Consider the following 21,643-nt stretch of genomic DNA (forward strand, 5'->3'; position numbering starts at 1 on the left):
GGCGCCTACCTCGGCGCGCCGGTGCGAGATCCTGAGCTCCTCGCCAGAGCTCCGCAGTCTGGATTCCGGAGACGAATCAGGCCCCCCCGTGCCTCTCCCGAAGGCTCCACGGCCCGGGTACGCCTCGGCAGCTCCGCGCAAGTCGTTGATTTCATTGAATCGAACACCTTGCCGGTCGGTCCTCTCGATGGTCAAGGGAAGGTCCCCAAGTCGGCATCGGGCTTGCGTTCGAGTGTTCTGACCCCCATGCGCCGCCCGCCCACGACTTCGCGGTTCGACAGATCGGGAGACTCCTCCCGGAGGAACCGGCATGGAATCGACGTCGGGCCCGGCGCCGGCGGACGCGCCGGTCGGAGGTGCGAACGATGAACCTCTCCTGGATCCGGTCCCGAACAACGGCAGCGCAACGCCTGTCCCACCGACTCCTCTTCACTCTCGGTGCTCCGCTGGCGCTCATGGCCGCCGCGGTGGCCCTCGCCGTCGAGAGCCGGCCGGACCTCGCAACGACGATTCTCGTCGGCGGGTTGACGGTGTCGGCGCTGCTCGGAACCGCTCTCGCGTTCCACTTCGCCCGCCGCCTGTTGCTGCCGCTCAAGGCCATCGTGAAGGCCTCCGACGCCTTGAAGAGCGGTCAGCTCTCTGCACGCGCCCTGGTCCATTGCGATGACGAGATCGGGCGCCTGGCGCGCTCGTTCAACTCGATGGCCGAGCGGCTCGAGCGCCGCGAACGCGCGGCAACGCGCCTGCACGAGCTCTCCCACCTGCTGCAGACGGCCACCGATGCCGGCGAAGCGCTGGCCATTTTCGAGCGCCTGACGCCGGTCCTGCTTCCGGGCGTCTCGGGAGCGATCTACGCCATCAGTCCGTCGCGCGACGACCTCGAACTGAAGATCCGGTTCGGCCCCGAGGTGCACGAATACAGGCCGCAGGCGGCGCCCGCCGACTGTTGGGCTCTGCGCCAGGGGCACAGCTACTCGGTCGCGGACGCCGAGCTCAAGCTCGTCTGCGAGCACCTCGGCGGTCGGCACGGCCTGCGCGACGCCTACGCCTGCCTGCCGCTGGTCACCCAGGGAGAGACCATCGGCCTGCTGCATCTCTCCTTCTCCGCCGCGACGCTCGAGGAGACATCGCTCGACCAACGCGGCGAAGAGCTCGACACCATCGCCACCGCCGTCAGCCTGGCGCTCGGCAACCTCGCGCTACGCGAGAAGCTCAAGTCCCAGTCGGTCCGCGACGGACTCACCGGCCTCTACAACCGGCGATTCCTCGAGGAGTCGCTGCCGCGCGAGATCGACCGCTGCCGGCGGCGAAATCTGCCGCTGACCGTGGTGATGGCCGATCTCGACCACTTCAAGAAGCTCAACGACACCTGGGGTCACGAGGCGGGTGATCTCGCGATCCAGAGCTTCGCAGAAACAGCCCGCCGCCACTTCCGCAGCGAGGACCTGCTCTGCCGCTATGGCGGTGAGGAGTTCTGCTTCGTCCTGCCGGAGTGTTCGCCCGAGGATGCTCTCGCCCGTGCCGAGGCGCTGCTCAGGTTCCAGCGCGAATCGAGCCTGCGTTTCGGCCGCGACGCGATCGGTCCGGTCACGACCTCGATCGGCATCGCCACCTACCCGGATCAGACCCTCGACGCCAGCGCGCTCGTGCGGCTCGCCGACGCCGCGCTCTATCGCGCCAAGCTCAGGGGAAGGGATCAACTGGTGGTGCACGACGGCTCGGCCGCGGCCTGACCGTAGAGATTCCACGAGAAAAGCGAAGGGCCGGCGATCGACAGTTCGACCGGCCGGCCCCAATGTGTCCTCGAATCCGTACTACTGCGGCGGCTTCTGACCCTCGTTCGAGCTGTTCTGCTTCTGACTCTTCTTCTTGTTCTTCTGCTGCTCCTGCTGCTTCTCCTCTTCGGTCTGTTCCTTGCCCTGCTTGCCCTTGCCGCCCTTCGGGGGCTTCGCCTCCTCGGTGGCGGCCTGGGGGGCCTTGCCCTGGCCCTTCGCCTTCACGGCGCTCGCCTCGGCGGCCTGGCGCTGGATCTGCTGGCGGTTCTTCAACTGCGCCGCTTCGCGCTCGCGCAGCAGCTGCTGCTCGGCGCGCTCCGCCGCGTGACGCTTCTGGATCTCCTGCGCATCGGCCTTGGGAGCTGCCTGTCCTTTCGCCTTGGCCGCTCCCTGGGTCTCGGCCGTGGCCGCGCCTTTCCCATCCGATCGATCCTTCGATTTCTGCTCCACCTGGGCCTTCTCGCGGCGCTGGATCTGTTCCACGGCCTGCTGCTGCTTCTGCTGGTTCGCCTTGAGCTCCTCCTGCTCACGCGCGAACTGCTTTTCGTTCACCTTCTGCGGCGCCGTCTGGACGCGCGGCGCGACCGCAATCGGCACCTTGTCGGAGTTCTGCTTGCGCTCCGAGCTCGCCGTGGGCGGCCGGTTGGCGGGAGCGGTGTCGGGGGCCTGGGCCCTGGGGGCCTTCTCCGGCTTTGCCACTTGGCGCAGTCCGGCGTTGTTGCGCTTGGCTACCTTGACCGACTCGAGCTTGGTCTCGGCCGGACGGTAGATCCGCACGACGTCCTTTTCGATCACGTTGGTGGTGGGCGCGCTCGCGTTGGCAACGCGCATGCGCTGCGCCCGCCTGCCGGTCACCCTCTCGACACGCTCGACCGGAACACCCCGATTGATCACCCGGTTGTCCACCACGGTGTAGTTGGTGATGTTCGTGGTGTTGTGGATGATCGTCACGTTGCGCGCCTCCGGCACGATGTAGCCGCCGATACGGTTGTCGAGAAAGCGGCGCTCCTCGACGAAGGCGTAGTTGCGCGGCGCGATTCCGAAGCTCAAGTTGAACCCACCGAGCTGGATGCCGACCCGCACATCGAAGCCGACGGCCGGCGGCAACGGCGCCCAGCCGATATAACCGTTGCCCTGCTGCCAGGCCACCCAGGCCGGGCCCCAGTCGGTGCCGGGGACCCACAGCCAGCCGACGTAACGGTCCCAGGCCCAGCGGCCGTAGTGATAGGTCGCCCAGCCGAAGCGCTCGTAGGAGACCCAGGTCCAGCCGTAGTCGCTCATGACCCAGCGGCCGACAGAGTAAGGACGCCAGCCCGCGTGGACGTTGCGCGGGAACCAGACCCAACCGTAGTAGGGATGCCGCACCCACTCGCCGTACGGCGAGAGCTCGTTGTAGAAGAAGCCGACCTCTACAGAGGGCGGCTGATAGCGGTTGTCGCGACCGCTGTAGTCGTCGTAGCCACCGTAGCCACCGGAGCCACCGGAGCCATCGTAGCCATTGCGATCGTAGTCGTCGTTCGACTGGCGTTCGTACCAGTCGTCACCCTCACGCCAGTCGTCTTCGTACCGGCCGGGATCGTAGCCCTGTCCCTGCTGGCCATACTGTCCCTGCGGCCCCGGCCCCGGATTACCGGGCGGGCCGTACGGATCGGACTGGGCCTCTGCCACGCCGACGGCGAATCCCGCCGCGAGCATCACCATTGCGATTCGATTCCGTCTCATTGTTACCTCCATTGGTGGAACCTGATAGTGCGGAGCAACCGACACTCCGCGGCACTGCGCGACGACCCACGGGCCGATCGCTGACGCCGCGCCCGAGTGTCCCCGAACGTGACTCCAACCTAGTCTGCAGATCTCGTGCCGGGAAGAGCACTTTCTACGCGGCTCTCCATCGTCGTCTGCGTAGTTAGTGCTCTTCCTCGCGCCCGCGCCGGGAATTAAATTGAACGCAAGCTGCGCACCGACGCGCGGCCGGGACGCGGTTCGCCGAGATCCGCCGAGGAGACGGGATGAGTCAGGAAATGGATGGCAAGGTCAAGAAAGTCACCGGCCAGGTGAAGGAGGCCGCCGGCATTCTCACGGGCAACGAGAAGCTCGAACAGAAAGGTGCGGCGGAGCGCGCCGAGGGCGCCGTCGAAGAGAGCCTGGGTAAGGCGCGGCGCAAGGTCGGCGAGCTCGTCGACGCCGTCGCCAAGGCGATCAAGGAGTAAGCGATGACCATCTCACTCCCGGCACTCCTGATCCTGCTGGTGATCGCCGCCGTCTGCGGCGCCCTGGGCAAGGCGATCGCAGGCGACGTGCGCGGCGGCCTGCTGGTCTCGATCGTTCTCGGTTTCATCGGCGCGCTGCTCGGCCCATGGGTCGCCGGCAAGCTCAGCCTCCCCGAGCCGTTCATGCTCTCGATCGGCGGGCACCCGTTCCCGATCCTCTGGTCGATCATCGGCTCCGCCCTCTTCGTAGCCCTGATCCACCTCTTCTCGCGCCGGCGGTGGTAGGCGGCTGAAAGAAGTCCGCCCGCGCTCACTTCGATGAGCGCGGGCGGGAGTCGCCGTCAGGAATCGGCGGGGAAGGCGAGACCGAGCGTATTCCTCAAGCGCAGCGCCGGCGCCTCAGGACGAAGAGAGCCGCGCCGCCGAGCACCAGCATGAGCAGGACCATGCCGGCCCTGTCGAGCGCCGGGATCTCGACCAGGGAGGGCGGCGGCGGCAGCGGTGGCCCACTGCAGCCTCCGATGGTGTTGCCGCCGGAGCCCGCCATCGTCACTGCGCCGGTCGCGCCGGTGCCGGCGAGGAGCTGCCCGGCGACATTCGAAGTCGAGCCGACGGTGATGCTGGCGTCCGCGATCACGTTGCCATGGAATGTGATGCCGTTGAGGGTCGCGGAAGTTCCCACCCGCCAGAAGACGCTGCAGGGATCCGCCGTGCCGACGACATTCGAGCCGGTATTCGCCGTCAGAGCGCTGTCCACCTGGAAGACGAAGATCCCGGGTCCATTGAGAGTGAGGGTCCCGTTGGCGGCGAGGTCGGCGGCGCCCGAGACGAAGGAATAGATGCCGGAGGTGAGCACCGCGGCGTCCAGCTGGTCCGCGATCACGAGGCCGGGCCCCTGGGCGGCGAGGAAGTTGTAGGCCGCGATGGCGTCCGTATGCGCCTGCTGCACCGTGCTGTCGTTCAGCAGGTGAACGGTGTAGGGGAAAGCCGTTGTGGAGGGCGGGAAGTTCGAGATCGCGGGCGTCGGCGACGAGCCGACGTCACCGTTGACGATCGTGCCGAGGCCGGTGGATCCGGTCACCCCCGAGTTGCCCAGCGCGCCGAACTGCGCCGCCGTGCCGAGCGGCGGCGCGACCTGGGCGAAGGCCGCGCACGGCATGCCCAGCAGGGCTGCGCAGCCCGCCACCGCCAGCAAGTTCTTCCTGCCTGTCGATCTCCGGTTCATGTCTCGAGGCTCCTTTGTTCGCGGCGAGCTCGCCCTTGGGGCGCACATCGACGTACGCGACCTCGCACTGTAGGCCTTCGCAGGTTCCCCGGATAGCGTAGATAGTACGGACCAGTCGTCCCCCGCCCCTCCGTCCGGGGGCCGGAGCGAGCGCGCGGCAGCAGGCGCCCGCAGATCTCAGAGCAACTTGTGCTCTTCGGCGAAATTCACCAGTTCGACCCGGCTGGCGAGGCCGAGTTTGCCCATCAGGTTGGCGCGATGGTTCTCCACGGTGCGCATCGAGAGCTCGAGGAGGTTGGCGATCTGCCGGTTCGTGTTGCCCCTGGCGAGCAGTCGCAGGACGTCGATCTCGCGCCGGGTCAGCGGATTCGCGGGCGCCCCGCGCCGGTGCTCCGACGTCACGGGCTGGTGCAGGAGCGCCCGGGTCATGGCGGGATGGACATAGATGTCGCCGCGCATCGCGGCATGGATCGCCTGGAGAATCTCCATCTCTTCGGCCCGCTTGATCACGTAGCCGGCCGCTCCGGTGCGCAGCGCCTCGTGCAGCAGCGCCTCGTCCTCGTGCATGGTGAGGAAGAGCACCTTGATGCCGGGGTGCACCTCCTTGAGCCGCTGCGCGATCCTGACGCCGCTCTCCTGCGGCATCGTGATGTCGAGCAGGATCAGATCCGGATGGAGCTCGGCGGCCAGCTGCATCGCCTCGACGCCGTTCGCCGCCTCGCCGACGACGTCGAGATCGGTGTCCGCACAGAGCAGTGCCCGGAGGCCCGAGCGCACGACGGCGTGGTCGTCAGTGATGAGGATGCGGATCGGCACTCGCCACCTCCACGACGATCGTCGTCCCCGCGCCGGGGGAGCTCTCGAGCGTCAGACTACCGCCCAGGGCTTCGGCGCGCTCCTTCATTCCGAGCAGGCCGAAGTGGTCGTGACGCTGGGCCTGCATGGGATCGAAGCCCGCGCCATCGTCCTCGACCATCACCATCACCCGGTCGCCGCGGCGCTCCACCAGGATATCGACCCGTTTCGCGGCGGCGTGGCGCACGACGTTGGTCATCGCCTCCTGCACTACGCGGTAGAGCGCCGTCTCCACGACGGTGGGCAGCCGTTGGTCCGTGAAGCCGAGCGCTTTGAAGTGCACCGCCAGGCCGAACTTCGCGGCCGCTTCGCGGGAGTACTGGCGAAGGGCCGCATCGAGGCCCAGGTGATCGAGGCTCGCCGGCCGCAGATCGGCGGCCAGACGGTGCAGGCCGTCGATCACGGCGTCGGTCGTCTTGACCAGCTCGGCGACCCGTCCGGTGATCTCCCCGCCGTTGGCGATCTCGCGCTCCAGCAGACGAAGACCGATGCGCAGCGAGGTCAGCGACTGGCCCGCCTCGTCGTGGAGCTCGCGGGCGATGCTGCGCCGCTCGCTCTCCTGCGCTTCGACCAGCCGGCGGGAGAGCGCCTGCATGCGCAGGGTCGAAGCCTGCATTTGCGCGAAGAGCACCGCATTCTCCACCGCGACCGAGGCCTGGGAGGACATCGTCTCGGCGAGACGGACCTGGTCCTCGCTGAAGGCATCGGCCTCGACTTTGCCGAGCGCCACCAGCCCGGCGACGTTGCCGCGCGCGAACAGCGGCACGCCCATCCAGCTCCCCGCGGGAGCCGCGACCGTGGGCAGCTTCCATTCGGGGTGGAGGGAGAGGTCGGGGATCAGGACGGCGGCGCCGCTGGTGAGGATGCCGTGCACGATCGGGTGGTCGGAGGCCTCGAACTCGGGCCGCTTCTCCGCCGGCAAGGGAACGACACGGTTGCCGTCGAAGACCGCCCTCACGGAGAGCCGGGTCGCCTCCTCGATCAGCATGACGCTGGCACGATCGAAAGGCACCAGCTGGCGCAGACGGTCGAGCAGCGTCACCAGCACGACCTCTCGGTCGAGGCTGCGCGTGAGCTCGATGGTCGCCTCACGCAGCTCTTCCGCCACGCTGCGGGCACGGCGTTCGGCTTCGAGCGCGTTCCATCTCTCGGTCACGTCGCGCGCCACGGTGAGCACGGAGTGCGGGGCGCCGGCGTCCCCGAACTCGGGCACCAGCCGGCAGTCGAACTGCACCGTCCCCTGCAGCGCGGGAAAGGCGAGCTCCAGGCGCTCGGCGTTCCCGCTCGAAAGCACGCGGCGGAGAGCTGTCTCCCAGGTGTCCAAGAGGTCGGCCGGCATGCCCAGTTCGCGGCTGGTCTTGCCCAGGAACTCTTCCGGCCGCAGGCCCGTTACGGCTTGAACGGAAGGGCTCATGTAGAGGAAGTGCAGGTCCGGATTCAGGCGCGAGATGACGTCGGGCAGGTTCTCGACCAGCGTGCGGAAGAGGCGGGCAGCAACCTTGGATTCCGCCTCCTCTTCGACGAGCGCCTCCCGCAGCGCCTTGCGCTCGACGGCATGCACCAGGGCGCGTTGCAGACTCCGCGTCTCGATCTGGCCCTTGACGAGAAAATCCTCGGCACCCGCCTTCAGGGCCTCGACCGCCAGCGCCTCGTTGTCGAGCCCGGTCACCACCACCAAAGGCACTCGCGGTGCCGCGCCGTGGGCCCTGCGCACGGCCTCCAGTCCCTGCGCATCGGGCAGCCCCAGATCGAGGACCACGACGTCGACCGCCCCCAGCTCGAGGTGCCTCTCGGCCTCCCGCATGGTCGCGACATGAGCCAACTCGATACCGCGAGCGCTGCCCTCGGTGATGAGCTCGCGAATCAGTCGCGCATCGCCGGCACTGTCCTCGACCAGCAGCAGCCGCAGGACCGGGTCGGCAGCGCGAGCGCCCGGAGGGGTTCGAGGCGGGTTCACACTCACCATTGTAGCGACTCGCCTTCACGAGCCACCTCGTCCGCTTCGAGATCGGCGCGCGGCGCCGCAAACCGGCTCCGGGCGGGCAAACCGCTCGCAAGCAGCTGGGCGAATCGCTTCGGGGGGAGCGGGCGGCTGAAGTGGAACCCCTGGGCCTCCTCGCACTGGAGCGCCTTCAAGAACTCCGCCTCCGCATGAGTCTCGACGCCCTCGGCCACGACCCGGAGCTTGAGGCTCCGCCCCATGCTGATCACGGCGGTGACGATGCTGGTCTCGTCGGGCGTGGTGGAGATCTGGCGGACGAACGACTGGTCGATCTTCAGCGCGTCGATCGGGAACCGCCGGAGATAGCTCAGGCTCGAGTAGCCGGTGCCGAAGTCGTCCACCGCCAGCGTCACGCCGAGAGCCTTCAATGCCCGCAGCGTCGACTCCGTGGAGTCCGCCCGTTTCATGAGGACACTCTCGGTCAGCTCGAGCTCGAGCAACTGCGGCTCGAGCCCGGTCACTTCGAGGATCGAGAAGACACCCTCGAGGAACTTCTCGGAGCCGAACTCCATCGCGGAGATGTTGACCGCCATGGTGATCGCCGGCAGGCCCTCGTCGCGCCAGGCCCGAGCCTGCCTGCAGGCCTCGCGCAGGACCCACCCGCCGATCGCCACGATCAGGCCGCAGTCTTCCGCGACGTGGATGAACTCCGCCGGCGTCACGACGCCCCGCACCGGATGGGTCCATCGGAGCAGGGCTTCGGCGCCGGAGATCTTGCCCGTCTGAAGATTGACCTTCGGCTGGTAGTGCAGCGTGAGCTCCTGCCGCTCCAGGGCGCGGCGCAGGCCCTCCTCGATCGACTGGCGCTCCACGGCCCGCAGGTACATGGCCGGCTTGAAGAACTTGTAGCCCTGCCGCCCGTTCGCCTTGGCCTGGTACATGGCGGTGTCGGCGTTCTTGACGAGGGTCTCCGCGTCCATCCCGTCGTCGGGATAGACGCTCACGCCGATGCTCGCGGTGACGTGCAGATCGTGCAGGTCGACGGTGTGCGCCTCGGCCACGGTGCGCAGCATCCGCTTCGCCTCCACGGCGGCCTCCTCCCAGCGCTCCACCTCCGAGAGCAGCACGACGAACTCGTCGCCGCCCTGGCGGCTCACCGTGTCCGGGGCGCGCACGTTGGCCACCAGACGCAGGGCAATCGCCTGCAACAGCTTGTCGCCGACGGTATGCCCCAACGAGTCGTTGATGTGCTTGAAGCCGTCGAGATCGAGGAAGAGCACCGCCACTTTCTTCCTGTGCCGCGCCGCCAGGGCAATGGCCTGGCCGAGGCGATCGTTCAACAGCATCCGGTTGGGCAGCCCGGTCAGGAAGTCGTGCTCGGCGGAATGCGCGATCTGCGCCGCCACTGCCCGTGCCGCGCTCACGTCGCGGAAAACGATCACCGCGCCGGCAGCCCGCCCGTCGCGGTCGTGAATAGGGGCGGCCGAGCCCTCGATCGGAATCTCCAGGCCGTCTCTGCGGACGAGCGTCCAGCTCGCCGGCAGATTCATGGTCTGCTCGAGATCGATCGCCATCGGCGTCGAGTCCGCCGAGATCTCGATGCCCATGGCGTCCAACACCCGGAGCACCTCTCCCCGGGGCCGCCCGATGGCCTCTCGGAGCGACCAGCCGGTCGTCGTCGCTGCGACGACGTTCAGGAAGGTGATACGCCCCGCGATATCCGTGCAGATCACGGCGTCGCCGATGCACTTGAGCGAGACCTGGGCGCGCTCCTTCTCGGCGAACAGGGACTCTTCCAGGATCTTGCGCTCGATCGCATAGCGCAGGGCCCGCAACAGGCCGCGGCTCTCGATCTGACCCTTCACGAGATAGTCCTCGGCGCCCTCCTTCAGAGCACTCAAGGCCAGCGAGTCGTCATCGAGGCCGGTCAGCACCACCAGCGGAACGCGAGGCGCGGCGGCGTGCGCCCGCCGGACGGCGTCCAGTCCCACGGCATCGGGCAAGCCCAGGTCGAGCAGAACGAGGTCGACGGGAGTTCCGGCCAGATGCCGCTCGGCCTCGCCCATGCTCGCGACATGCGCCACCACAATGTCGTGCGGAGCCTCTTCCCCGATCATCTCGCGCAGGAGCCGCGCGTCTCCCGGATTGTCCTCGACCAGCAGGAGTCGCAGGAGTGGGGACTTTCTCATTCGTCCACCCGCCTCTGCGGCAGCTTCACTTTCGTCAGCCAGAAGTCGTTGACGCTCTGGATGAGGCTCTCGAACGCCTCCAGCTGCACGGGCTTCGCGAGGTAGCAATTCGCCTGGAGCTCGTAGCTCTTCAGGATGTCCGATTCCGCCTCGGAGGTGGTCAGGATCACCGTCGGAATGGTCCGCAGGCTCTCGTCCTCCTTGATCCGCGCCAGGACCTCGCGGCCGTCCATCCTGGGGAGATTCAGGTCCAGCAGGATGAGATCCGGGCGCGGGACCCGGGCGAACTCGCCCTCGCGCCGCAGGAAGGCCATGGCCTCGACGCCGTCGGCGGCGACGTGCAGGGGCCTCTCCATCCGCGCGCTGCGGAACGCTTCCCGGGTCAGCCGGACGTCTCCCGGGTTGTCCTCCACCAGCAGCACCTCGATCGGCGGAGCCGCTTCCCGCCCCGCGCTCATGGCCGTCCTTCGATTCCCGCCAGCTCGAAGCGAAACGTGGAACCCTGCCCGGGCTGGGACTCGACCGAAATCGTTCCCCCGTGGCGCTCGACGATCTTCTTGCAGATCGCGAGTCCGATGCCGGTACCCTCGAACTCCTCGCGCTTGTGCAGACGCTGGAACATGCCGAAGATCCGGTCGAAGTACTGCAGCTCGATACCCAGCCCGTTGTCGCGCACCGAAAAGACCCACCGGCCGGCGCGATTGCGCGCCGCGGAGACGTGGATGAGGGGAGTTCCCGAGCCCTGGTACTTGATGGCGTTGCCGACCAGGTTCTGGAAGAGCTGGACGAGCTGGGTCTCGTCCGCAAGGACCTCGGGCAGCGGATCGTGGGTCACCACGGCGGCGCTCTCCTCGATGGCACCGCGCAGGTTGAGGAGCGCCCGCTGCAGCGCCTCTTCGCTTTCGGTCTCGAGGAGGTCCTTGCCCTTGGAGGCGACGCGCGAGTAGGCGAGCAGGTCCTGGATCAGGCGCTGCATCCGGCTCGCTCCGTCCACCGCGAAGGCGATGAACTCGTCGGCGTCGGCGTCCAGCCGCCCTTTGTACCGGCGCGACAGCAGCTGGGTGTAGCTCGCCACCATGCGCAGCGGCTCCTGCAGGTCGTGCGAGGCCAGATAGGCGAACTGTTCGAGCTCCTCGTTCGAGCGCTTGAGCTCCTCCAGCTTCTGGATCAGGTGCGCTTCGGCCCGTTTGCGGGTGGTGATGTCCCGGATGGCCGCCGTCACCAGGATGCCATCGGCGCTCGCCAGCGGGCTCAGCATGATCTCGATCGGGAACTCGCTGCCGTCCCGGCGCCGCCCGGAGAGCTCGAGTCCGGTGCCGATCTGCTGCGCCAGCGCATCCTCGGTCGAGCGCAGCGCGTCGGCGACCAGGCGCTCGGCGAAGCCCTCCGGGATGATGTTCGTCACCCTCTGGCCCAGGAGCTCGTCGCGACGGTAGCCGAACTGCTTCTCGGCCTGGACATTGAGCAGCACGATTTCGCCGCTCGGATTGACGACGACCATCGCATCCGGCGCCGCCTCGAGCAGCCCGCGATAGCGCGCCTCGGACTCCTTGGCGTCGTCGCGTTCGCGCGGCGAGGCGTCGGCGGGCGTCGTCATCGTCTGCTCTGCCCGGTGCGCGCCACGGTGCCGGCGGTGCCGGCCGAGGCCGATCCCTCCCGGCGGAGGAGCCGTGTACTCTGCCTGACGCGCGCCGCACGAGACCCGACCCGCGGTGCGGCCGCAACCGCCATGACTGTGAGTAGCATCGAGCACCCGCCCCTCTTCGCCTGCTTTTCAAATCTAAATTGCAGCGCGGCCAACGTGAAGCGCACTTTCTACGCCCGGGCGCGCCGGCTCACTAGGTAGAAACTACTCAGGGAAGCCCAGGGCCAGGAGGTCGGCCTAGGAGCCGACGGTCGCCTCGGGGACCTGCTCCACCGGCCCGATCGGCCCCACTGCCCCGCCCTCGCGCGCGGCGTCCACGCGGCCATCGCGAAAGAGCTCCAGCAGCGACCAGCCGATCGCGAAGAGCGCCGGGCCGACGAGCAGTCCGACGACACCGAAGAGCTTGAGGCCTCCGAGAACGGCGAAGAAGACCACCAACTCATGGAGCCCCGTGCGGCCGCCGACCAGATAGGGCCGCAGAAAGTTGTCGATTGTTCCAATCAGCAGCGCCCCGACCGCGCAGAGCGCGATCGCCTTCCCGGGCTCCCCGGCGACCATGAGTAGGATCGCCGCTGGCAGCCAGATCGCACCGGCGCCGATCATCGGAATCATGGCGAAGAAGGCCATGACGACGCCCCAAAGGATCGGCGACGGCAGGCCGAGGACCGCGAACATCGCTCCCCCCAGGGCCCCCTGCAGGGCGGCGACCGCGAGCACGCCGACCACCGAAGCGTTCACGACCTCCACCGTGCGGCCGATCAGGAGGTCGCTCTGGCGGCGCGACAGGGGCAGAAGCCCGCGCAGAACGGCCTCGAACCGGTCGGCGTCGCGCAGCATGAAGAAGAGACTGAAGACGATCATCACGAATCCGACCAGAGCCCACAGTACGCTGCCGACAAGACCCACCGAACGCTTCACCATCGACTCGCCGAGGGCGGTGAGGCTCTCCTGGATGCGCCCGACGTCGATCCGCTCCACGAAGGGAAAGCGTTGGGCAAGATCGCCGCGCCAGCGGGCCGCGCGCGCCTGCAGAACGGGATCGCCGGCCCATTCGCTCCATTTCGCGGGCGCCTCGTCGATGAGCGACCCGACCTCAGCCGCGACCGCCACCGTGATCGCTCCTACCGGCAGCAGGACTGAAACGATCGCCACCGAGAGCGTCAGGGCGGCCGCGAGATTCCGGCGGCGGGTGCGGGCGAGGATCTGGCGGAAGAGGGGCCGGAACATCGAGGCCAGCACCATCGCCCAAAGGAGAATCGTCGCGAAGGGCTGCAGGGTGCGCCAGCAGAGGTAGGCCGCGACGGCGGTCAGCACCGCGAGCAGAATCCGGGCTTTCGCGGCCTCTCGCGGTACGGGCGACTCCGACGTGCCCTGCAGCTCCTGGCTCATCCCAATCCTCGCTTTCTCGGGCACCGCGGTGCCGCCCTCACTTCGCCTTCCTCACCCACGGGGGCCGGAGGAGTCGCAGCGCCGGCCTGCCGTGCGACGGGTGGCCACCCGGGCGTACGATGCAGCAATGATGCCGCGCGCGAAGGCAGCCCGCCGATTGGTCCTCCTCGGCGGTGGACACGCTCACGTTCACCTGCTCGCCCAGGCGGCGCGGGCGCCGCTCGCCCCTCCGGGGGAGCTCGAACTGACGCTGGTTTCGCCGTACGAACGCCACCTCTATTCGGGAATGGTGCCGGGCTACCTGCAGGGGATCTACGCCGAGACCGATCTCACCTTCGACCTGCGCGCCCTCGCGGCGCGCGCCGGCGCGCGATTCATCACAGCGAAGGCGGACCGGATCGACGCTGCAGCGCGGCGGGTCGAGGTCGCCGGCGAACGGCTCCCCTACGACCTGCTGTCGCTCGACGTCGGCTCCGAGCCGGCGGGCCTCGAGACGTCGGGCGTACGCGAGCACGCGCTCACCGTCCGCCCGATGAACCGCGCGGCCGCCTTGCGGCGACGCGCCGAGGAGCTGTTCGCGTCCGGCGCCGCCGACAGAGTCGAAGTTGCGGTCGTGGGCGGCGGCGCTGCCGGAGTCGAAGTGGCGTTCGCGCTCGAACGGTTGGGCCGCGAGCGCGCCGCCCGTGTCCGGGTGACGATCGTCGAGGCCGCCACGGACGTGGTTCCGGAGTTCTCGCGGCGTGTTCAGGGGATCGCCGGGCGACTGCTCGCGGCGCGCGGCATCGCCGTCTGCGCCGGCCGTCCGGTCGCCGCCGTCGAGGCGGCGAGCGTGGTGCTCGACGACGGTCGGCGACTGCCTTCGCAACTCACCGTCTGGATCGCGGGCGCGGCCGCGCCCCGCCTGCTCGCCGAGTCCGACCTTCCGAAGGATCCGGACGGCTTCCTCTTGGTCGACGCGACCCTGCGCGCCGTCGACGGAGGGCCGCTCTTCGGCGCCGGCGACTGCATCGGGATCGCCGGCTACCCCGGGCTCGCCAAGGCCGGCGTCTACGCGGTCCGCGAGGCGCCGATCCTCGACCACAACCTGCGGGCCGCCCTCGCCGGCACCGAGCCCCGACGCTTTCGTCCCCAAGCCGGCTTTCTCGCGCTGCTCAACAGCGCCGACGGCCGCGCGATCTGGCGGTGGAAGGGGCTCGCCGGACATTCGAGGCTCGCCTGGCGGCTCAAGGACCGCCTCGACCGCGCCTTCCTGCGGCGCTATCCGGAGGCCCGGTGACGAAGGGGTGACCGTCAAAAGAATTCGTGACAGTTACCAATTGAATGACCCCGCCCCCTCCCATGGCTTTGGAGAGCGGGTCGGAAATCAGTAACTGTCACGGTTTTTGGAAATGCGTGACAGTTACCGGTTTTCAGGGCTGGGGCGCGGCCTCGGCGACGGTCAGGAACATCGGCGACCCCGGACCGAGCGGCAGCTCGAGCAGCACCCAGCCCACGAACAGCAGGCTCCAGCCGATCCAGAAGACGAAGGTGTAGGGCAGCATCGTTGCGACGACGGTGCCGAGCCCCGCCTTGGGCTCGTACTTCTGGACGAAGGCGATGATCAGCGCGAAGTAGCTCATCATCGGCGAGATGATGTTGGTCACGCTGTCGCCGACGCGGTAGGCAGCCTGGGTGAGCTCGGGGCTGTAGCCCAGGAGCGCGAACATCGGGACGAAGACCGGCGCCATGACCGCCCACTTCGCCGAAGCACTGCCCATGGCGAGGTTGATCACCGCCGCGAGCAGGATGAAGGCGAGGAGGAGCGGAATCTCGTGCAGCCCGGCGCCGCGCAGGAAGTCGGCGCCGCGCACCGCGAAGATCAGCCCCAGATTCGTCCAGTTGAAGAAGGCGACGAACTGCGCGGCGAAGAAGACCAGGACGAGGTAACCGCCCATGGTCGACATCTGCTGGCTCATCCCTTTGATCACGTCGGCGTCGTTCTTGACCGTGCCGGCGCCGACGCCGTAGGCCACTCCGAGCATCGTGCCGGCGAGGAAGATCACGGTCACGATGCCGGAGAGGAACGGCGAGTGGATCACGCTCCCGGTCCCCTCCTGGCGCAGGAACCCCTGGGCAGGCAGGAGGCCCCAAAGCAGAACAGCGGTGATGCCGGCCAGGGTGAGGAAGGCGAACTTCAGGCCGCGCTTCTCGGCCGGCGTCAGCCGCTGGAGCTCGGGCGCCTCGACGGCGCCGGAATAGGCGCCGAAGCGCGGCGCGACGATGCGCTCGGTGACCCAGGTGCCGAGCGCCGCGATCAGGAAGGTCGAGGCGACCATGAAGTAGTAGTTGCAGGCCGGGTTGACCTCGTAGCCGGGCAGCACGATGCGCGCCGCCTCCTGCGTGAGGCCGGAGAGCAGCGGGTCGACCGTGCCGAGCAGCAGATTCGCACTGTACCCGCCCGAGACACCGGCAAAGGCCGCCGCCATGCCGACGACCGGATGGCGGCCGACCGCCTGGAAGATGATGCCGGCGAGGGGGATGAGGAGGACGTACCCGACCTCGCTGGCGGCGTTCGACATCACGCCGGCGAAGACGATGACCAGAGTCAGGAGCTTGCGCGGCGCGCCGAGAACGAGCAGCCGCAAGAGGGCACCGATGAAGCCGCTCGACTCGCAGATGCCGATGCCGATGAGCGCCACCAGCACCGTCCCGAGAGGAGCGAAGCCGGTGAAGTTGGTCACTGTCTGGCGCAGGATCCGGTGCAGGCCGTCGATCGACAGCAGCGAGACCGGGCGGACCGCCTCGCCGGTGACCGGGTGCATCGCGACCAGATCGAGCCGCAGCGCGATATCGGAGGCGACGATGATGAAGAGCGCCAGCAGCGCGAACAGCGTCGCGGGATGCGGCAGCGCGTTCCCGGCACGCTCGACGCCGGAGAGAAAGCGGTCGAGCGCCGTGCGCTTCGCGCCAGGCTTGGGTGCAGCGGTCGTCTCGGTCATCGGCGCATCGTAAGGAACCGCGCCGCCGCACGCAAGCGCGACCCGCGCTCAGAGGTCGAGCGGAGACTTCTCCGTTGAGTTCGCCGGCAGGGCGGCCTCGCGAAGGGCGAGCATGCGCCGCGCGTGGCGTACGAGCAGCCCGAGGACGACGATCGCCGCGACGAGCGCGCCGAGCAGCGCCCAGGGCACCCGCCCCTCGGCGAGACCCTGCGCGACGGCGTCCGCGCCGACCACGTAGAGGACCGTCCCCGGCAGCATGCAGAGCCATGACCAGAAGATGTAGGTGCCGAACGAGACGCGGGTCAGACCGAAGCCGTAGTTGAGCAGATTGAACGGGAAGATCGGCACGAGCCGCATGATCGCCACGATGATCGCGCCGTGGCGCTCGGTCAGGGCGTCGAGCCGGCGGAACCTCTCGTTGCCCTCGAGCCAGCGCGACACTGCATCGCGCGCGAACCAGCGCGCCAGGGCAAAGGCGCCGGCGGCGCCCAGCGTCGACCCGATACTGACCAGCACGACGCCCGTCACCGACCCGAACATCGCCCCCGCGGCGACAGTCAGGACCGAGGCCGGCAGCGCCACGGTCGTCGCGACACCGTAGATCAGCACGAAGACAACCGCGCCGAGCGGCCCCAGCGCGAGGATCCAGGCCCGGAGCTCGACCAGCCGATCGCCCAGCCCGAGAAGCTCGAAGGAGACGACGAGCGCCGCCAGGACGACGACGAACAGGACCGGTTTCAGCCAGCCCCGGCGGCGAAAGGGAACCGCCGCAACGCGCTGCGCACCATCTTCATCTCCCGACTCGATCACGATTCCTCCCCATCGACCTGCGGTTCCGACACGGAAGACGTTACCTTGGATGCGTCCCTTCTCGTCATCGCCCCCGGTTCTCTCCCGGCCTTCTGACAGACTAGAGGAGAGGACCCTGCATGCCCCCTTCCCGAACATCGCGACTGCCCGTGCTGCCGGCGCCCCTGCGGGACGCCACCTTCGACGACGCCCTGAGCCGGAACGGGCTGGGTGCGCTCAGCCGCGCCCGGGTGACGACACTGCAGGTCAACGTCGGGCGGTTGTGCAATCTCGCCTGCCATCATTGTCATGTCGAGGCCGGTCCGAAACGCACCGAGTCGCTCTCCGCGGTGATCGCCGACCGGCTGCTCGAGCTGCTCGCCCTGAGCCCGGAGGTCGCCGTGCTCGATCTGACAGGCGGCGCCCCGGAGATGAATCCCGAGTTCCGGCGCCTGGTCGCGAGTGCTCGCGCGCTGCGGAGGCGGGTGATCGACCGCTGTAATCTCTCGATCCTCGAGCAGCCGGGCCACGACGACCTCGCCGGCTTCCTCGCCGCGCACCAGGTCGAGATCGTCGCGAGTCTCCCCTGCTACACGGAGGGGAACGTGGATCAACAGCGCGGGCGCGGCACCTTCGACGAGAGCATCGCGGCCCTGCGGCGCTTGAACGCGCTCGGGTACGGCAAGCCGGGCTCGGCGCTGCGCCTCGATCTGGTCTACAACCCGCTGGGGCCATCGCTGCCGCCGGCGCAGGCGGCTCTCGAGCTCGACTACAAGCGCGAGCTGGGCGAGCGCTTCGGCATCGAGTTCCATCACCTGATCACGATCACCAACATGCCGATCCGCCGCTTCGCCGAGCAGCTCGAACGCCTCGGCAAGACCGCGAGCTACCAGAAGCTGCTCGTCGCGAGCTTCAACCCGGCGACCGTCAACGGCCTGATGTGCCGCACCCAGGTGAGCGTCGACTGGAACGGCGACCTCTACGACTGCGACTTCAACCTGATGCTCGAGCTGCCACTGCCGGCGGAAGAGGGGGCGGTGCGCCGGACGATCTGGGACATCGCGCGCCTCGAGGACCTCTCCGGCAGCGCCATCGCCACCGCCGGCCACTGCTTCGGCTGCACCGCCGGCGCCGGCTCGAGCTGCTCGGGAGCGCTTGCCTGAGCCCGCGGATGCGCACGACGGCCACTTCGCCCCGCGGGCTCGCGCCACTGGCTTTCCTCGCGCGCTTGCTCCTGCTTTCCTGCGCTTCTCTTCCCGGCACCGTGGCGGCCGCGGAGTTTCCCCATGCGGATTGGACCGCCGTCCTCGAGCGCTTCGTCGACGAAGGCGGGCGTGTCGACTATGCCGGTCTCGCCGGTGACCGCGGCGTGCTCGACCGCTACCTCGGGAGCCTCGCGCAGGAGAGCCCCGACTCCACGCCGGCGCTCTTCCCGACCCGCGCCGACGAGCTCGCCTACTGGCTCAACGCCTACAACGCCCTGGTCGTCGCTGGCGTTCTCGACCGCGGCGTCGAGACCCCGAGCGTCTGGGGCGACGGCCTCTTCGGCATCGGCTTTTTCACCGTCCGCCGCGCGACGCTCGGCGGACGCAGAATGAGTCTCAAGGGTCTGGAAGACGAGCAGGTGCGCGAGCGCTTCCACGATCCGCGCGTCCACGCCGCTCTCAACTGCGCCTCGGTCGGCTGTCCGCGCCTGCCGCGGCGCGCCTTCGCCGGGGCAACGCTGCAGGCGGAGCTCGACGCGGCCATGAGGGAGTTCGTCAGCGACGAGCGCAACTGCCGGATCGATACCGCGGCGCGCACGGTTTGGCTGTCGAAGATCTTCGACTGGTTTGACGACGACTTCCTCGACCACGAGCGCGCTGGCGGAGCGAAAACTCCGACCGTCATCGACTACGTGAACCGCTACCGCGCCGCCGACCAGAGAATCCCGGCCGGCCTACGCGTGCGTTTTCTCGACTACGACAAGCGCCTGAACCGGCAGCACGCGCCCGGCTGAATCGGGCGCCGCGGCCGGAACGAGCTTTCCGGTGGCCGGTTTTTTCCGGCGATTCGCAGAATCTTCACGGATCGGCCTGCCGTGCCGCCTCGGTGACCCGCCGTTTTCTCACCGGACGACGCCCATCCGCGACCTTCCAACGCTTCATGGATCGTGGCAGGACTCTTGCTCTTACTCCTTTCCGGCAAAGCTGCCGCACTCCAGAAAGGAAGAGGGGACCGCCCATGAAGCTCGAGTCTTTGCACAAGCTCTGGATTCACGAGTTGAAGGACCTTCACAGCGCCGAGACGCAGCTCCTCGAAGCGCTACCCAGAATGGTCGCCGCCGCCTCGCATGACGAGCTCAAGATGGCGCTGGCCGAGCACCTGCAGGAAACCCGCACGCATGTCAGCCGGCTGGAGAAGATCTTCAAGGGGCTCGACTTCTCCGCCTCGGGCCAGCGCTGCAAGGGCATGGAGGGCCTGCTCGAGGAGGGTCGGGGCCTGCTCGAGGACGCGGCCGACGAGCCACAGGTCCGCGACGCCGCCATCATTGCCGCCTGCCAGCGCGTCGAACACTACGAGATCGCCGGTTACGGCACCGCCGGGGCCTTCGCCGAGCTGCTCGGCGAGCACGAAGCGGCGGCCTTGCTGCAGGCGACGCTCGACGAAGAGTCCGCGGCCGACACGGGCCTCTCGCGGCTGGCGCGCAAGCGCATCAATTTCGAAGCGATGGTTGCCGATCGCGCCTGAAGCCGGACCGGGTTCCGCCGGACTCAAGGCGAACCGTCCGAAGGTAAACTTCACAACGTCCGCTGGGCGCGCCGGAATCCATCGGTGCGCTTTCCGGGCGACCCGAGAGGCGGCATGCCCGATTCCGACGGCAAGTTAACGCAGATCGAGTCCGCACGGTCCCCCGGAGAAAGCGCGTCCGCGTCTCTGCGGGATCCCGTGCGCCACATCGTCCATGGGCTCAACGGCGCGCTCAACAGCCTGAGCCTGAACATCGAGCTGCTCGAAAAGGTGGCCGAGACCGGCGACGACAAAGAGCGCCGGGCGCGTTGCCTGGCCAGTCTCCGACGCGCCACCCGGGAGATCCAGCAGATCGTCGAACGCGAGCTCTTGCCCCTCGCCCGCGAGGACCGCTCGCGCTCCTGAGCGCGGCCCGGACGCTTGACCCTACCTCTCCGATATTCCAGGATCCACCTCTCCATGAGCTCTCCCGCAAACGATCGCTCCGCGCAGCTGCGCGCTCTCGTCATCGAGGACGACCCCGACTCCCGGGACGCCCTCGTCGAGGTCATCGAGGGCGAGGGCTTCGAGGCAGCCTCGGCCGGGAATCTCGCCCAGGCGCGCACGCTGCTCCGTTCGTTCCGTCCGGAGCTCGTCCTGGTCGACCTCTTCCTCCCCGACGGCAGCGGCCTCGAGATGCTCGCGGTGCCGCTCGAAGACGACCTCGCCGAACCGCCCGACGTCATCGTCGTCACCGGCCACTCGTCGGTCGAGACCGTCGTCGACGCGCTGCGCAGGGGAGCGGTCGACTACCTGGTCAAGCCTCTCGACATGGCGCGTCTGCGCACCGTTCTGCTCCAGACCTCCGGCCGCCAGCAGTTGCGGGGGGAGATCCGGGAGCTGCGGGACCGGCTGCGCGGCCTCGGCAGGTTCGGAGCGATGGTCGGTGCCTCGCCGGTCATGCAGAAGCTCTTCGATCAGGTCGCCCGCGTCGCGCCAACCGATGCCACGGTTCTGATCCTGGGCGAGAGCGGCACCGGCAAAGAGCTGGTCGCCGAAACCGTGCACGCGCTCGGCCGGCGCAGAACGCGGCCGATGATCTCGATCAACTGCGGCGCGATCTCTGCCAATCTCATCGAAAGCGAGCTCTTCGGGCACGAGCGCGGCAGCTTCACCGGCGCCGACCGGGTCCATCGCGGCCACTTCGAGCGCGCCGACGGCGGAACTCTCTTCCTCGACGAGATCGGGGAGATGCCGTACGAGCTGCAGGTGAAGCTCCTGCGCGTTCTCGAGAGCGGCACCTTCTCGCGCATCGGAGGCGATCGGCCGATCAAGGTGGACGTGCGCATCGTCGCGGCCTCGAATCGCGATCTCGACGTCGCCGTCGCGGAAGGCCGCTTCCGCGAGGACCTGCTCTATCGCCTCAGGGTCTTTCCGGTGCACCTGCCGCCGCTGCGCGACCGCCAGGACGACCTCATCCTGCTCGTCGACCACTTCCTCGCGGAGATGAACGTCGCCGAGGGCGCGAGCAAGAAGATCGCCGCCGCGGCCCTCGACCAGCTCCGGGCGCACGACTGGCCCGGGAACGTCCGCGAGCTCAAGCACGTGTTGCAGCGCGCCTTCATCCTCTCCGACGCCGAGATCGCGCCGGAGGCCCTGGCCAGCCTTCCGGCGCCCCGGGCCCGCGCGGCGCAGGGCGAGCCGCCCTCGAAGCGCAGCATCACGATCGAGCCCGGGATGCCACTCGCCGACGCCGAGCGCCTGCTCGTCATCGCCACCCTCGAGCTCAGCGGGGGGGACAAGACGAAGACGGCGGAGATGCTCGGTATCAGCACCAAGACGCTCTACTCGCGCCTGCGTGAGTATCAGGCCTCGGGCCATTGGACAGGGGCTTCGCCCAAGACGAAGCCGCTGTCCGAGCCACCCGGCTGAAGAAG

19 protein-coding genes are annotated in these 21,643 nt (G+C 68.5%); 9 read left to right on the forward strand and 10 right to left on the reverse strand.

Annotated features, from left to right (window positions below; genetic code table 11):
- Window positions 1-365: 365 nt before the first annotated feature.
- The gene (locus KBI44_00065; protein MBP9142847.1) at window positions 366-1,733 is read left to right on the forward strand and encodes a diguanylate cyclase; all 1,368 of its coding nucleotides are present in this window, start codon (window positions 366-368) and stop codon (window positions 1,731-1,733) included.
- Window positions 1,734-1,814: 81 nt separating this feature from the next.
- On the opposite strand, the gene KBI44_00070 is transcribed toward KBI44_00065, so the two are convergent.
- Window positions 1,815-3,497: a hypothetical protein gene (locus KBI44_00070; GenBank protein ID MBP9142848.1), complete on the reverse strand. Its 1,683-nt coding sequence runs from the start codon at window positions 3,495-3,497 to the stop codon at window positions 1,815-1,817.
- 287 nt (window positions 3,498-3,784) lie between these two features.
- On the opposite strand from KBI44_00070, the gene KBI44_00075 reads away from it, so the two are divergent.
- Both KBI44_00075 and KBI44_00080 read left to right on the forward strand, forming a co-directional pair.
- Window positions 3,785-3,985, forward strand: coding sequence for a CsbD family protein (locus KBI44_00075; GenBank protein MBP9142849.1), 201 nt, complete (start codon window positions 3,785-3,787; stop codon window positions 3,983-3,985).
- A 3-nt stretch (window positions 3,986-3,988) separates the two neighbouring features.
- Window positions 3,989-4,270, forward strand: a complete 282-nt coding sequence (locus KBI44_00080) for a GlsB/YeaQ/YmgE family stress response membrane protein (protein ID MBP9142850.1) — start codon at window positions 3,989-3,991, stop codon at window positions 4,268-4,270.
- A gap of 94 nt (window positions 4,271-4,364) precedes the next feature.
- Here the strand turns inward: KBI44_00080 and KBI44_00085 are convergent, their stop codons facing one another.
- From KBI44_00085 to KBI44_00115, 7 genes are all read right to left on the reverse strand, one after another.
- On the reverse strand, window positions 4,365-5,210 hold the full coding sequence (locus tag KBI44_00085; GenBank protein ID MBP9142851.1) for a DUF3494 domain-containing protein: 846 nt from the start codon (window positions 5,208-5,210) through the stop codon (window positions 4,365-4,367).
- A 177-nt stretch (window positions 5,211-5,387) separates the two neighbouring features.
- Window positions 5,388-6,026 (reverse strand): response regulator transcription factor, encoded by a 639-nt coding sequence (locus KBI44_00090; protein MBP9142852.1) that lies wholly within the window; start codon window positions 6,024-6,026, stop codon window positions 5,388-5,390.
- Window positions 6,001-8,022 carry a response regulator gene (locus KBI44_00095; GenBank protein ID MBP9142853.1) on the reverse strand — a complete coding sequence of 674 codons (2,022 nt, stop codon included), beginning with the start codon at window positions 8,020-8,022 and terminating at the stop codon, window positions 6,001-6,003. Before KBI44_00095 ends, KBI44_00090 begins: the two co-directional genes overlap by 26 nt.
- 2 nt (window positions 8,023-8,024) lie before the next feature.
- Entirely contained in the window at window positions 8,025-10,196 is a 2,172-nt protein-coding gene (locus KBI44_00100) for an EAL domain-containing protein (GenBank protein MBP9142854.1), read from the reverse strand.
- Window positions 10,193-10,654 (reverse strand): response regulator, encoded by a 462-nt coding sequence (locus tag KBI44_00105; GenBank protein MBP9142855.1) that lies wholly within the window; start codon window positions 10,652-10,654, stop codon window positions 10,193-10,195. Before KBI44_00105 ends, KBI44_00100 begins: the two co-directional genes overlap by 4 nt.
- The gene (locus KBI44_00110) at window positions 10,651-11,793 is read right to left on the reverse strand and encodes a PAS domain S-box protein (protein MBP9142856.1); all 1,143 of its coding nucleotides are present in this window, start codon (window positions 11,791-11,793) and stop codon (window positions 10,651-10,653) included. The genes KBI44_00105 and KBI44_00110 overlap by 4 nt, the downstream gene beginning before the upstream one ends.
- 285 nt (window positions 11,794-12,078) lie before the next feature.
- Complete coding sequence (locus KBI44_00115; protein ID MBP9142857.1) at window positions 12,079-13,230, reverse strand: AI-2E family transporter; 1,152 nt, start codon at window positions 13,228-13,230, stop codon at window positions 12,079-12,081.
- Between the two features lie 127 nt (window positions 13,231-13,357).
- Here KBI44_00115 and KBI44_00120 point away from each other — a divergent pair, with 127 nt between their 5' ends.
- Complete coding sequence (locus tag KBI44_00120) at window positions 13,358-14,506, forward strand: FAD-dependent oxidoreductase (GenBank protein MBP9142858.1); 1,149 nt, start codon at window positions 13,358-13,360, stop codon at window positions 14,504-14,506.
- A gap of 133 nt (window positions 14,507-14,639) precedes the next feature.
- Here the strand turns inward: KBI44_00120 and KBI44_00125 are convergent, their stop codons facing one another.
- Together KBI44_00125 and KBI44_00130 are read right to left on the reverse strand one after the other, a co-directional pair.
- Complete coding sequence (locus KBI44_00125; protein MBP9142859.1) at window positions 14,640-16,208, reverse strand: AbgT family transporter; 1,569 nt, start codon at window positions 16,206-16,208, stop codon at window positions 14,640-14,642.
- Between the two features lie 48 nt (window positions 16,209-16,256).
- Complete coding sequence (locus KBI44_00130; protein MBP9142860.1) at window positions 16,257-17,018, reverse strand: TVP38/TMEM64 family protein; 762 nt, start codon at window positions 17,016-17,018, stop codon at window positions 16,257-16,259.
- A gap of 119 nt (window positions 17,019-17,137) precedes the next feature.
- Here KBI44_00130 and arsS point away from each other — a divergent pair, with 119 nt between their 5' ends.
- From arsS to KBI44_00155, 5 genes are all read left to right on the forward strand, one after another.
- A complete protein-coding gene (gene arsS / locus KBI44_00135; GenBank protein MBP9142861.1) occupies window positions 17,138-18,160 on the forward strand; it encodes an arsenosugar biosynthesis radical SAM protein ArsS in 1,023 nt (340 codons plus the stop codon).
- Between the two features lie 8 nt (window positions 18,161-18,168).
- Complete coding sequence (locus KBI44_00140) at window positions 18,169-18,996, forward strand: DUF547 domain-containing protein (GenBank protein ID MBP9142862.1); 828 nt, start codon at window positions 18,169-18,171, stop codon at window positions 18,994-18,996.
- Window positions 18,997-19,220: 224 nt separating this feature from the next.
- Complete coding sequence (locus KBI44_00145) at window positions 19,221-19,727, forward strand: ferritin-like domain-containing protein (GenBank protein MBP9142863.1); 507 nt, start codon at window positions 19,221-19,223, stop codon at window positions 19,725-19,727.
- A gap of 198 nt (window positions 19,728-19,925) precedes the next feature.
- Window positions 19,926-20,132: a hypothetical protein gene (locus tag KBI44_00150; protein MBP9142864.1), complete on the forward strand. Its 207-nt coding sequence runs from the start codon at window positions 19,926-19,928 to the stop codon at window positions 20,130-20,132.
- Between the two features lie 54 nt (window positions 20,133-20,186).
- On the forward strand, window positions 20,187-21,638 hold the full coding sequence (locus KBI44_00155; GenBank protein MBP9142865.1) for a sigma-54-dependent Fis family transcriptional regulator: 1,452 nt from the start codon (window positions 20,187-20,189) through the stop codon (window positions 21,636-21,638).
- Window positions 21,639-21,643: the final 5 nt, after the last annotated feature.

The sequence above is a fragment of the Thermoanaerobaculia bacterium genome, assembly GCA_018057705.1.
GTDB lineage: Bacteria > Acidobacteriota > Thermoanaerobaculia > Multivoradales > JAGPDF01 > JAGPDF01.